This window comes from Type-D symbiont of Plautia stali, from assembly GCF_001485335.1.
GTDB lineage: Bacteria > Pseudomonadota > Gammaproteobacteria > Enterobacterales > Enterobacteriaceae > Pantoea > Pantoea vagans_C.
Window position 1 is genome coordinate 47,164 of the sequence record NZ_BBOC01000030.1, and the last position, 11,622, is coordinate 58,785.

Genomic DNA, 11,622 nt, shown 5'->3' on the forward strand with positions numbered 1-11,622 from the left:
ATATCAGCGTTATTTGGCCGCTGCTGCCGCTTCTTTCACCCAACCGTCAAAAGTGGCCTGATGGGCGTGGATCCAGCCATCAACGTGGCGCTGAATATCGTCGCTCGAAGATTCACCCGCGTGCATACGTTGATTCTGCGCGTTCACGTCAGCCAGTGACAGTTTGACGATTGCGAACAATTTGGCGGCTGCCGGATTTTTCTCCGCCCAGGCTTTATTAGCGACAACATGTTCGTTGTTCGGCTTAAAACCATAATTCTTGCCATTCGTCAGCGCTGTATTTTCATTTTTCTGTGAGCCCGGTGTGGCAGAGAAGGGAACCGTAAGCCACACCACATCTCTACCCGGTTTTAATTCATCGCTGACCCAGTAAGGCGTCCAGGTGAAATAGAGCACCGGCTTGCCGGTTTTATAGCGCGTCAGGGTATCAGCAATAATGGCAGAATAATTTCCCTGATTCTGCTGCACGGTATTACTTAGGCCATAAGCGGCGATTTGCGCGCTAATTACCTGTCCACATACCCAGCCAGGATTACAACCGGCCAGATCGGCTTTGCCATCGCCATTGGCGTCAAACAACTTCGCCAGTTTCGGATCTTTCAGCTGCGAAATATCCGTGATGTGGTATTTGTCCGCGGTTTTTTTATCAATCAGATAACCCTGCGCTGCACCGCTGATATAGGTGCCCTGCCGATAAAATTTCGCGTCGCCACCCGCTGCGTTATACATATCTTTTTGCAGGGGTTCCCAGTTCACCGCCATGTAGGTGGCATCTCCGGAGGCAATCGCCGTATAGGCCACGTTGTAATCGACCTCTTCCGTGGGCTTAACTTCATAACCTAGCTTTTCTAACGCTCTGTTAATCAATTCAGTTTGAAACGATTCTTCTGGCAAGGTGCTCTGCACCGGCGAGACAGTGACGCCTTTGCCCGGTAATTCGGCAGCACACACTGCAGATGAACTGATTAACGCAGCGAGAGAAACAACAAGCAGACTTTTCCTGGTCATAATGGAAACCTTATTATTTTTTAATGCCAATAAATGGCGTAAGAATATCTCTGCAATTAAGAGATAAAAGAGGGAATAACTGAGAGTTGAAGGCTACTGCTGGAGATAATGGCGCGCGTAACGGAGACGGGTGTTGTAAGTGGTGAAAAACGATAAGTCAGCATTCATCATTATGATATTGGGTGACAGACCTTGCTTCTGTTTTCAGGCCTGCGACATACACTCCGGTGAATTAATCGTGAACTTACCATACCACAATATTTCGAGGCCGCAACCTTTGAGCCAAATTTTATTGGCGACCTGTCAGGCCGCCAACTTTTTCATATTTTTCGATGCCGCCGCTGTGGCATCCGTTATTTAGAACGGACCCCAGTTAATCGCCACGCCGATCAATAAGGTCACCACGCAAATCGCAAACCAGATAGCGACCACGGGTGCAACGAACTTGATCCATTTCCCGAACGAGATATTCGCCGTTGCCAGCGCCGCCATCAGTACGCCAGACGTCGGGCTAATTGAGTTCACAATTCCCTCACCCAGCAACACCGTTTGCACCGTGACCTGACGCGTCAGCCCAAGATTATCGCCTAACGGTGAGAAGATCGGAATCAGCAGAGCTGACTCGCCCGAGCCCGATGAAATGCCGAAATGCATCAGCGCAGCACTAATAAACATCCCCACCGCCGCAATGGCAGGTGGCACCGGCGCCAGCAGATCAGACAGGAAGCCAACGATAGGATCGAGGATATTACCCTGTTGCAACACCACGGAGATCGCGCCCGCCATCCCGACGATAAAGCCGCCTTTCACCAACTGAGAACAACCGCTCAGGAAGGTATTGGCAATGGCAGAACCCGACATACGGCCAATCAACCCCACCAGAATCGACAAAATGATGAACATTGCTGACATCTCATTGGTCGCCCAGTGCAGTTGCACCGTTCCCACCATAAACAGCAGCAGCGTTAAGGCACAGGTCGCCAGAATCAATTTATGACGACCGGTAATCGCCATTACCGGGGCATTTTCAACCTGGATATCCGCGCGCACATGGCCATTTTTGCGCAGTCGCTTAACGGTAAAGATTAAATAAATCGCTACCGTCAACACAAACAGCAGGTTGGTGATGCCGCGCAATAACATGCCGGAGAACAGTGGCAACTGCGCCAGATGCTGGGTCAGTCCCGTGGTCGCTGGACCTAAGAACGCGACGTTAAAGCCTGCCGCACAGGTCAGGTAAACCAATGCCATACCAATCACTGGCGGCAAACCAAGTGAACGCGCCACCAGCAGACCAATCGGCACAAAGGCCACTACCGAGTTTTGTACCACGCCAGTACTGCCTAGGATGGCAAAAATCACCCCAAAGATCAGAATCAGACGGGTGTCGCTGATTTTGGTGCTGCGTGACAGCGAGTTCAGTGCGGTAGCAATCGCGCCTGTGGCTTCAATCACCGCCAGCAAACCGCCGGTAAACAGGATGAGGAAAATGATTGGTGCTGCTTTAATCACGCCCTGCACAATAGCCATAAAGATTTCGCCGGGATACACACCCGTGCGCGCCACTTCATGCAAGCTTCCCTTAATGGCAAATGTCACACCGTTGCGGGTTTCGTGATCAAACTTGCCTGCCGGGATAATCCAGGTGGCGACAGCCGCCAGCACCAGAATAATAAACAGCAGCAGGTAAGGACTTTGCTCGCTCTTGGCGGGTGTGGGTTGGGTGCCCGCGTGTTTCTCTACATTAACCTGTGACATCGGCATCCCCCAGAATCAAACCCGCCACCAGCGCCGCACGCGCAGGAATATCCGCAATCTGAATATGCTCATGACGCGCATGAATGCCCGCGCCCGTCGCGCCTAGACCGTCCAGCGTTGGAATCCCTAAAGCGGCAGTAAAGTTACCGTCACTGCCACCGCCAACCGATTTGCCTTCCACCGTGAAACCAAGCTGTTGAGCAACGGACTGAGCACGCTGCATCAACACCAATGACTCCGCATTCTGACGCATCGGCGGACGAGACTGTGCACCCGTGACTTCGAGCTTGATGCCCGGCAGATGCGGCTGCAGTTGGGTAATTTCAGCATGAATACGTTGTGCTTCTTCTTCGCTGGTGACGCGAGTATCAATGCCCAGCACCGCTTTATCGGCCACCACATTAACGCGATTGCCGCCCTGCGCGATCCCCACGTTAACGGTAGTACCGCGATCTGGCGCATTCAGCCCATGCAAGAACAGCACCTGATGTGCCATCTCCTGCACCGCACTAATACCCTCTTCCGGGTTATTACCTGCATGCGCGGCTAAGCCAGTAATGGCGACCTGATATTGCCCGGTGCCTTTACGCGCCACTTTCAGCGCACCGCTGCCCGCCACCGCAGGCTCAACCACCAGCACTTGCGCTGAACCCATAGCGTGATGGGACAGCCAGTCGCTGGAGCTGGGGCTGCCCACTTCTTCGTCGCTGCCACACAGGAAAACAATGCGCTTACCTGCCAGCAGGTCCTGCTGTTGTAAGGCACGCACCGCCCAGATGGCCTGCACCAGCCCGGCTTTCATATCCAGCACGCCAGGTCCGTAAAGCTTGCCCTCTTCCTCGCGAATAGCCAGCTCGCCCTCATCCCAGACGGTATCAAAATGACCCAGCACCACAGTCTGCTCACTGCCCGTGCCAAGGGTAAACTTCAGGTGGTTACCGTACTTTTCCTGTACATCAATCTCAGCGTTCACACCCAGACGTTCAGCAAAAATCGCCTGTAGTACCTCGCCGCAGCGATCCACTGCGGCCTTGTTCATTGACGGAGATTCTGCTGCCACCAAGGTTTTGATATCCGAGAGAATTTCGCCTGAATGCTGTTGCAAATAACTTATTATATTTTTCATTACTTCTGTCCTCACCAAGTGAATCCCGAGTATGAGGACAAAATTAGGCTTAAAAAATGGGGTTTAAACGCTATTATTGTTGACCTGAGATCAACAGATAATCAAAACCTATGACGATGCTGCTCTATTCTGACAAAACCATAAGATACCTGTATGAGGTGGGTATTCACGGCGGCATTCGCCGTGCTGCGGAGGCGCTGGACGTTGATCCCGCCGCCATTAGCCGTCAGCTTTCACAACTGGCGCGTGAGATGCGCTTACCGCTGTTGGAGCGACGCGGTCGGAATGTGGTACTGACCGAGGCGGGAAAGTTGCTCGCCGAGGACTACGCGCAGACACATCAACGCCGAAGCCAGCTGGAAAGACGCTTACGCGATTTACGCCACAAGCGCGGCGGTTCAATCACCATGCGCGTCGGGCAAGGCATGGTGGATGAGGTGGTGAAGTACGTGCTTCAGCCCTTCTCGCAAAACTATCCTGAAGTGTTTATCGATATTTTGTCCGGTGACATGCAGACCACCGTCAGTCTGATCACCCGTGGTGAAGTGGATATGGCGGTGGGATTTGGTCCAGTTGGACCACCGGGCGTGAAATGCCATAGCTTTCATCGCGGCCCCATCTGCGCCATCGTGCATCGTGAACATCCGATCGCCTTGTATGAAAAGGTGGATGTCGCCGATCTCGCCGAGTATCCGCTGATTGGCATGGATAAAGACTTTGGCATCCAGAGTTATATGAATGTGATGTTTAACCAGGAAGGGTTGGTGTTCGCCCCGGCGTATAGCTGCAATCTGTTTACCAGCGCGATTGCATTAAGCCAGGCGGGGATGGGGATTGCTTTTATGACCGCCAAAGTCGTGGAAGATGGCCTGGCCTCCCGCAACCTGGTGGCCGTCCCTGTTAACCACCGCATCGCCCGTGAAAGCCAGTGCCATCTGTTACGCAGCGCAGACCACCGCTTCACGCCTGCGGCACAACATTTGTGGCAGTTACTGTGCCAGTTTTTTGAGCAGACAGCGTCAGATGAAATGGCGAGTCTGTGATAGCTCGCGTATGAATTTTTTCTGCACACGGTCAAGATAGGTTCGCAATAAAATCAAAAAATCGAAGGCAACGCGATCCTGGAATGAAAAAAGTATTAAAAGCTCATTATCTCGACAATGTGGTAACCCTCACACCGCAAGTCTCTGCCCTTAAAGTCACTGGTCAGCCGGTATTTTTCAACAAAGCAGATGTACTCATACGGCCAACCTGGCGTTCACTTCTGGCCCTCGACAAGGCTGGAAGTGATTTTTTGGCGGAACGGGACGTAATTCTTCAAGATGATCATTTTTGAATACGGTTGGCCGCAGCAAACTGTAAATTATTGCTGTATGCCAGTGCGCATAAATGCGTACCAATGTCGTTGGGTTGTCATTCATGGCGACCGAAAACGTGTGCAGGCAAGACAGCGGCGAAGCAAATAGATAGCGGCCGCTTAAATCTTTTTACCTAAACAAACGGATTCCACGCGCCCAACATAAGGGCCATAATTTTCAACCTGTTGAAAACCATGCTTGAGATAAAAATCCACCGCGCGCTTATTGATAACACGGGTTGATAGCCGGATTTCTCGATAACCCACCTTTGCTGCCCATGTTTGCAGATACGCCAGAATCGCAGCACCCACGCCAGATACGCTGCGGTCTGAATACATGCGTTTCAGTTCGGCTGCGTCTTGCGACAGGGGTCTCAGTGAACCACATCCCACCGCTCTGCCCTGTTCATCTTTTGCCAGCACCCAGACAGCACGTTCTGCCTCAAGTGCTTCAGCACTGAAGTGGCTTTTGCCGTTATTCCCGGTGATAGCAGCCAATTGAGCAGAGAGTTGTTCGATAAGGTGTTGTGATTCAGGAGCAAAGGGATCGGCGGGTTCGATGGTTATCATTACTGGAACATCCTTTTTGGTTGCCATAAATGACGACCCTACCACGACAATGCACAGGTGCGCATTCATGCGCACCAGGATAATAATGCATTTTAGGCTTAAGTGAGTGGCCTTAAAGACGAATTGCGAGAGATTACTTCTGTTGCTGAAGTTTCGCCTCATCCTCTTTCTTCTTTTTACTGGCCATATGATGACCCACCGCACAGCCCGCAACTGCACCCATCACGGCGTGGTGTGCAACATGCCCGGCAGCGGCACCGACTACCGCGCCCTTGAGACAACCTTCCGCTTGAGCCTGAGAGCTGAATGCCAAAAGCAGCCCTAAAGTAACCACAACCATCGACAGATTTTTCATCACACTTACTTTCCGAAAATGAATAAGGCTGAATAAATTACCGTTAAGTCAGAACAAATGCGTTCAGATTTCACTGCCAAAATGAAGAGATTAAGGGCCGTTTAACAACGGTTGTGGATAGTGCCCAGCACGCTTTCTAGCAGAGCTTGTGGCATGTGGGCAGTGACTTTTCAGCCACCGCCATTGAACAGGCACTGGTGCTTATGATTTCTTCTTCCCTTTGGGCTTCGCCGCGGACACCACCTTGGCCGCTTTAGCCGCCGGCGGCGGCTCACTGGCACCGGTTTCTTCTATAAACTTGTCATAATATTCCCGTGACAGTTTACGGATCGCCTTGCCGATATTGGCGTAATCATATTCATTCAGGTTTGCCAGCGACACACGCCAGGATGGATGCGGTGTGCCGAAACCTTTGCCGGGTAACAGGATAACTCCGGTTTCCTCAGCCAGACGGAACAGTGCCTGATTCGGTTTCATGCGGCCCATCATCCATTTCACAAAATCGGCCCCGTACATCTCCTCTGCCAACTCTTCTAAATCCAGCAAATGGTAGTAGCGGACAGAGTTGCGGTCATCAGGCATCGGTAAGCCCAACTCGCGATACAACGCTTCTTGACGACGCAACACAATTCGCTTCATTTCGGCTTTGTAGGCGGCTGGTTCATCCATCAGGCAGAAGAGTGAGAACAAGGTCATCTGCGCCTGGACGGGTGTGGAGAGTCCCGCGGTGTGGTTAAGCGCAACTGTGCGGCTGTCCGCGACTAAGCGATCAATGAATTTCAGACTGCGCGGGGCGGTAGTGATCGAGGTGTATCGGTGATCCAGCTGTTTTTTCTTCGCTTCGGGCAAATCAGCGATCGCAGCATCAATAATATTATCTTCATGCGTCGCCACCACCCCCATACGCCAGCCTGTGGCACCAAAATACTTGGAGAATGAATAGACCAAAATGGTGTTATACGGGCAGATAGCAAACAACGACACGAAGTTATCCGCAAAGGTCGCATACACATCATCGGTCAAAATAATCAGGTCCGGGCGTTTCTTCACAATATCTGCAATATAGCGCAAGGTATCGTCATCAATTTTAACCGACGGCGGGTTGCTAGGATTGACCAGGAAAAAAGCTTTTACTTTGGGATCTAATAATTTGTCCAGCTCAGCATGGGTAAACTGCCATTTATTAGACTGTGGCGCATCAATATGTATCGTCTTGAGGTTGTAATCGCTGAGTTCAGGGATCTCAATATAAGGGGTGAAGATCGGCATACCCAAGGCAATCGTGTCGCCTTCACTGATCACATGGTTGGCTTTTAGGCTGGCAAACAGATACGTCATGGCCGCCGTCCCGCCTTCAAGCGCATACATATCAAAGTTACCGACAAAAGGATAAGTGCCGATCATTTCTGAGTGAATATATTTTCCGATAATCACTTCACTCAATTTCAGCATGCGATCTGGCACCGGGTAATTACATCCCAAAATGGCTTCACACATTTCGTAGATAAAATCGCCTGCATTGAGTCCCATCTGATCGCGTACGTAGGAGACGGCGGCTTCGATAAAACGCACACCTTCTACTGACTCATGTTGTTTGGCAAATAACTCGAAGCGGGCTTCAATTCCCTCGCGCTGCGGGAATCCGCCCACATGCTCCATATATCGGTAAGAGCGTTCGGCTTCGGTCATAGCAAATAAACCAAACTGGAAAAAACCATGTCGTGGCGTGGTGGCGAGAAAGTTTGGATTACCGCGCCCGGCATTCAACATCAACTGATTACTCTGTACCGCCTGCTGCATCAACGCATCTTTCAGCTCAAACGGACTCAACAGCGCAACCTTTTCCGGATCGTTAAAATTCATGTCACTTCTCCTTGCTGCATCATTGATAAAGCACATTGCCACTCCGATTTAATCCGGAGATGACGACAGATTGTGAACACTACTTCTCTACACCAGTGCGACGACCAGCGGCCCCAACAGCGTTAAAAACACATTGGCTAATGCATAGGTAATCGCGAATGGAACCGTCGGAATGGTATTTTCGGCTTTATCCAGAATCTCACCAAACGCAGGGTTAGCACTGCGGGTGCCACTCAGAGCGCCCGCAAAGACGGCTGTGTTGTCATAGCGCAGAACATATCGGCCAAATAACATGGTGAGCACTAACGGCAGGATGGTCACAACCACCCCAATGATGAGGATCTTCAGCCCTTGGCTTTCAACGGTTTGCACCGCCTGTAAACCCGATGAAATTCCCACAACGACCACAAAGGCGGCCAGCCCGAGATCTTTTAATATCTGAACGGCACCAGAAGGCATGTAGCCGAAAGACTGACGACGAGAGCGGAACCAGCCAAACAACAAACCTGAGAGCAATGCCCCGCCTCCGCTGCCCAACGTCAGCGGAATCGAACCAATTTTCGCGGTGAGCATGCCAATCAGCAAACCCACCACCAAACCCGCCCCCATATACACAAAGTCTGTCTTCGCGCTGGGCACAATGGCATGCCCGGCTTGCTCTACCACCCGTTTAACATCGTTCTCTGCACCAAACACCGTCACCACATCCCCCAGCATGATGAGCGTCTCAGCCGCCAGCGGTAGTGCCTTCCCTTGCCGGGTAATTTGCGAGACATACACCCCATGGCGCACTTCTTTGGCGACAGCCTCTCGGATATCGCCAAAAGTGCGGCTATCGAGTTGTTTGTTGGTGATCACCACATCGCGTTTTTGCATGGTCAGCTCCATGCCCTCTTCTTCCTGCAACTCCTTACCTAAACGACTGGCAACATTGACCACCGCAGCGCGTCGGCCAACCACCAGTACAATATCGCCAGCCTGAAGGGGCATGTCCGGTGTAGGCACCATCACCTGTTTTCCCCTTTTCACGCGCTCGATGGTCACCGGAATGTCTGTCGCGCTCTCAATCGCCTGGACAGTCGAAGCGGGGTTGGCCGTTAACTGAAAAATCCTGCCGACCAATTCTGGCGCTGCAGCTTCTTGCCCCGGCCCATAAACGCGCACGCCTGTCTGCAAGGCGCTTTCGGCTTTTAAGGCATCCTCTTTAATGCTGCGTCCCATAAATTTGGGCAACAAATTGACGCACACCAATATCGCGCCAAACGATCCAAACACGTAGGTCACGGCGTAACCAATCGCCACATTCCCTTGTAAACGCGCAACCTCGTCGGCTCCCAATCCCAGTTTGGCGATAGCATCACCTGCGGTGCCAATAATCGCCGACTGTGTCAGTGCACCGGCAGCAACGCCCGCAGCCAGACCTTTATCCAACCCGAAACCTTTGGCTAGCAGCACCACCGTGAGCAATCCGGTGATGGCAAGTACTGCAGCAAGGATGATCTCTTTGATCGATTGTTTACCGAGCGACCTGAAAAAATCGGGTCCGCTTTCGTAACCTACCGCATAGATAAACAGGGCGAACATTACCGACTTCACACCAGCATCTATCTCTACGCCAACCTGACTCACTAAAACCGCAACCAGCAGCGAGCCCGCTACACCACCCAACTGAAATTTACCGAACTTGATTTTCCCGATGTAATAACCGGCCGCTATCGATAAAAACAACGCAATCTCGGGTGATTTCTGGAACAAATCGTGTAACCAGTTCATGTGCGCACCTCAGGTTCAGAAAGAACAAGACGAACAGCTAACCAGGCTGAAGCGAACTGGCCAGCCCGACGATTAACGGCCCCATAAGGGGCAATACGACGTTGGATATCGCATAGGTAATGGTGTAACCGAGCAGCGGCGTGGTGTTGCCGCAGGCATTTTGAATGGCGCTCAGTGCTGGGGTACTACACTGTTGCCCAGCGATAGCGCCCAATAGCACCGGCGCATTAAGCTTGAGCCAACGATGGCCAATCAGTAGCGAAATGGATGCTGGAATCACGGCAATCGCGATGCCAAGCAAAGGAAGTGTCAGCCCGTACTGCATGATCAATGCCAGCGCTTGAGGTCCGGATGAGAGCCCCACTCCAGCAATGAATCCCGCCAGTCCAAGGTCTTTGAGTAACAACAACGCATCAGTATTCACTCCGTGCCGATCCGCCCGTTTGGCGTGATACCAGCCCAGCACCAAGCCCACAATTAATACCCCACCGCCGGTTCCCGCCGAAAATGGAATACCACCGACAGTGAGCGTGAAGCTGCCAAGCCAGGTTCCCAGTGCGATCGCCACACCAGCAATACCAAGATTGCTTGAGAGTTTGTCGGGGAGTCTTTTACCGATGTGACTCAGCAACGGAGCGGATGCGCGACCATGCGCGGAACTGGCATCGTAAATCTGTAATACGTCGTTTAATTGCACGCGCGTGGCGGGTAGTGCAGGTAAAAGGGCTTCACCGCGTCGGATGGCGACCACATGTGTTCCTGCCGGAAGGGGGAGTGCCTGTAAAGTCTGGTTAGCCCATTCAGGCTCCAACAACACAACATTGTAGGTTGCGAGCGCCATCGCCAGGGAAGAGGTATCGTCGACTTCGCGCCCCACTAACGCCGCCTTTTCAATCAAAGAACCGCGTTCCCCTACCAGCAGAATTTTATCACCGCGCCTCAGTTTGAGGTTGGGCGATAACGTAACGATGCGACCATGACGTTGCACTTGTACGATGCTGCATTGCTGAGTCAGACGCTGCTGGAGGGAGGCAATCGTCATTCCTGCCGCGGCATCAACCCAATAGGCTCGCCCGACAACCGAGGGAAGAGCTGAATTTCCTTCGGATTCGATACGCCCGCCCATGGCAATCCAAAGCTTTTCAGCTTCCACCTGCAAATTAACGCGCAGGAGCAGCGGGAATATCTGGCTGGTAATAATGACGATGGTGATCAGTCCGCATATGTAAGTAATCGAGTATGCCGTCACCACGTTGCCCTGCAACCGCAGAATTTCGCCGGAGGGTAAATCTAAGCGGGATATGGCATCCGTCGCGGTGCCTACCACCGCAGACTCGGTTGCCGCCCCCGCGAGCATGCCTGCAGCCGTACCGGGATCCAGATGCATGATAGCGGTCGCGGTGAGCACCAGAGCCAGTACAACGACAACCTCGATCAAACAAAATATACCCAGCTGAATATTTTTAGCGTTTAAATTGGCAAAAAACTGCGGGCCACCGCTGTAACCCAAAGCAAAAATAAACAACATGAAGAAGATATTTTTGATGTCAGTGTCAACGGAAATATTGAGTTGACCAATAAGTAATGCCGCGATCAGCGTTCCACACACACCGCCAAGTTGGATAGGACCTAAACGTATTTGACCAATGGCGTAGCCTAATGTCAGTGCCAGAAAAATGGCTAAGCCCGGCACTGTCTGCAAAGTCTGCGTAATAAAACCAATGAACGTACCAGACATATCAAATCCCTGGTTAAATCGTTGATCCCGGCGGAGAGCGAGAGAAGCCCCCCCCCTTAGCTATAGGTGCAAAT

10 protein-coding genes are annotated in these 11,622 nt (G+C 51.9%); 2 read left to right on the forward strand and 8 right to left on the reverse strand.

The window, feature by feature from the left end; genetic code table 11:
* Positions 1–9: 9 nt before the first annotated feature.
* The 3 genes from proX to PSSD_RS11630 all read right to left on the reverse strand — a co-directional run bounded on the left by proX (position 10) and on the right by PSSD_RS11630 (position 3,892).
* Complete coding sequence (proX, locus tag PSSD_RS11620; protein WP_039326860.1) at positions 10–1,008, reverse strand: glycine betaine/L-proline ABC transporter substrate-binding protein ProX; 999 nt, start codon at positions 1,006–1,008, stop codon at positions 10–12.
* Positions 1,009–1,365: 357 nt separating this feature from the next.
* Positions 1,366–2,766, reverse strand: a complete 1,401-nt coding sequence (locus PSSD_RS11625; RefSeq protein ID WP_082672305.1) for a YfcC family protein — start codon at positions 2,764–2,766, stop codon at positions 1,366–1,368.
* Positions 2,753–3,892 (reverse strand): M20 family metallopeptidase, encoded by a 1,140-nt coding sequence (locus PSSD_RS11630; RefSeq protein ID WP_039330132.1) that lies wholly within the window; start codon positions 3,890–3,892, stop codon positions 2,753–2,755. Before PSSD_RS11630 ends, PSSD_RS11625 begins: the two co-directional genes overlap by 14 nt.
* Positions 3,893–4,002: 110 nt before the next feature.
* Here PSSD_RS11630 and PSSD_RS11635 point away from each other — a divergent pair, with 110 nt between their 5' ends.
* Complete coding sequence (locus PSSD_RS11635) at positions 4,003–4,935, forward strand: LysR family transcriptional regulator (RefSeq protein ID WP_039330136.1); 933 nt, start codon at positions 4,003–4,005, stop codon at positions 4,933–4,935.
* 83 nt (positions 4,936–5,018) lie between these two features.
* Positions 5,019–5,228: a hypothetical protein gene (locus tag PSSD_RS11640; RefSeq protein WP_058972348.1), complete on the forward strand. Its 210-nt coding sequence runs from the start codon at positions 5,019–5,021 to the stop codon at positions 5,226–5,228.
* Between the two features lie 141 nt (positions 5,229–5,369).
* Here the strand turns inward: PSSD_RS11640 and PSSD_RS11645 are convergent, their stop codons facing one another.
* The 5 genes from PSSD_RS11645 to aspT (PSSD_RS11665) form a co-directional block, all read right to left on the reverse strand.
* Complete coding sequence (locus PSSD_RS11645; protein ID WP_235589215.1) at positions 5,370–5,846, reverse strand: GNAT family N-acetyltransferase; 477 nt, start codon at positions 5,844–5,846, stop codon at positions 5,370–5,372.
* A 106-nt stretch (positions 5,847–5,952) separates the two neighbouring features.
* Entirely contained in the window at positions 5,953–6,174 is a 222-nt protein-coding gene (locus PSSD_RS11650; RefSeq protein ID WP_039330142.1) for a hypothetical protein, read from the reverse strand.
* A gap of 201 nt (positions 6,175–6,375) precedes the next feature.
* Positions 6,376–8,037: a bifunctional aspartate transaminase/aspartate 4-decarboxylase gene (locus PSSD_RS11655; RefSeq protein WP_039330144.1), complete on the reverse strand. Its 1,662-nt coding sequence runs from the start codon at positions 8,035–8,037 to the stop codon at positions 6,376–6,378.
* Positions 8,038–8,124: 87 nt separating this feature from the next.
* A complete protein-coding gene (aspT, locus tag PSSD_RS11660; RefSeq protein WP_058972350.1) occupies positions 8,125–9,810 on the reverse strand; it encodes an aspartate-alanine antiporter in 1,686 nt (561 codons plus the stop codon).
* 37 nt (positions 9,811–9,847) lie between these two features.
* Positions 9,848–11,548 carry an aspartate-alanine antiporter gene (gene aspT / locus PSSD_RS11665; protein WP_058972351.1) on the reverse strand — a complete coding sequence of 567 codons (1,701 nt, stop codon included), beginning with the start codon at positions 11,546–11,548 and terminating at the stop codon, positions 9,848–9,850.
* Positions 11,549–11,622 lie beyond the last annotated feature (74 nt).